Here is a 1,490-nt window from a genome sequence, read left to right as displayed (position 1 = left end):
GGCTGCGCAGCACCAGCTCGGCCGGGTCCGGCGAACCGGGCGGATCGTCGCCGGACAGCACCAGCGTCCCGCCCCGCTCCCAGATCGCGTCGGTCACGACCGGGCGGGGAGTGCGGGCCTTCAGCTCAGCGTAGCCGTGGCGGGAGCGGTAGACGGCGACCTCCTTGCCCGCGAAGGAGTACAACCCCTCGACCGCGTCATCGTCGAACATCAGTTGAAACAGTTCGTCCGCTCCGGCGCAATCGTCCGGCACGATCATGTCGAGACGCCAGCCGACCCCGTCGTCGGGTTCTGCGCGTTGCCCGAGGCCGGGCAGGCGATCCGACTCCCCGGCGGGGACGGGCATGTCGGCCATCAGATCACTCAGCGGGATCCGTACGCGGAATCCGCCGCAGGCCGTATCGTCGGTGGCCACCGGGTAGCGGTTCAGCTCTGTTCCAGTGCGCCGGCGCACCACCAATGCGGATCCATCCGGCACACCGCCGCGAATCTTTCCGCGGACCTCCATGGCGTCATCGGCCACGCGGTGGCCGGTGACGCGCGCCCGCACGGTCTCCACCCGGAGCCGCAACGTCCCGCCGCGAGTGATCAACGGGACCACGCGCACGTCCTCGCCGACATAGTGCCAGGCGGGGTGCGCGCCGCTACCGGACGCCGGCGCCACGAGCGCGCCGCGCCGCAACACCCCGCCACCGTACACCCCGGCCGCGACCAGCCAGGTCCCGTCGACGTAGCGCCCGTCGCGCCGCAGCCGCTTCGGGTCGATCGTCGCGGAGAACCCCGACCACCTGTGGCTGCGGTGCGGATCGCCCGCCGTCTCGTCAGCGTCCCGACAAAACCGGGTGCGCGCCGGCACCGCTCGGGTGCTGCCGCTGCCGACCTCCTTGACGCCGATGGCCTTCAGGGACGACCACGGAGAACCCGCGCCGGCGTAGTCGATGTAGGCGTGCCCGGTAATGTGCAGCTTGCCGCGCCGCCATGTCATCTCGTGCAGCCGTGCACGGGGCGCGAGTTCCTCGCCCAGCCGGAACACCCGGCGGGGAATCCGCAGGCGGCGGTCGCCCCAGAAGGGATACTTCGCGTAATGCCGCCACAGTATGCGGGTCACCGGGATCCGCAGTTTGCGCCGCTCGTAGGTCAGGACCTTCAGCAACTCCGGCACCAGTCCACGGCCAACCAGGTACCATTTCAGCCGCAACATCGCCGGTAGCGCTTCCAAGGCGGCACGGTCGGCCTGGGCGAGGAAGCCCTGCGCCAGCTCCACGAAACGGGAGCGGAACTCCTCGTCCGCCTCGTCCAGCACATTCAGGAAGATGCGGAGATCGCTGCGCAGCGCCACCTCGTCGTACTCGCGCTTGCACTGGCGCACCGCCCGTTCCGGCCGCGAGCCGAGGAACCGGCTGACGGTCTCCACCGCCGCGAACCGGTCGGTGACGGCGCCGATCTCGGTGCGGCGCTGCGTGATCGACAGCGCCCCGCCGGCCCGCTGC

The 1,490-nt window shown here is 70.9% G+C and carries 1 protein-coding gene; it reads right to left on the bottom strand.

Annotated features, from left to right (window positions below):
* Positions 1 to 1,490 (bottom strand): hypothetical protein (locus ABFX46_RS43260; protein WP_428831387.1); only part of this gene is annotated, 1,490 nt, incomplete at both ends.

The organism is Actinomadura chokoriensis (assembly GCF_039529475.1).
GTDB lineage: Bacteria > Actinomycetota > Actinomycetes > Streptosporangiales > Streptosporangiaceae > Spirillospora > Spirillospora bangladeshensis.
Note: the sequence above shows the minus strand (reverse complement) of the source record. Positions and strands in the feature narration are given on the sequence as shown.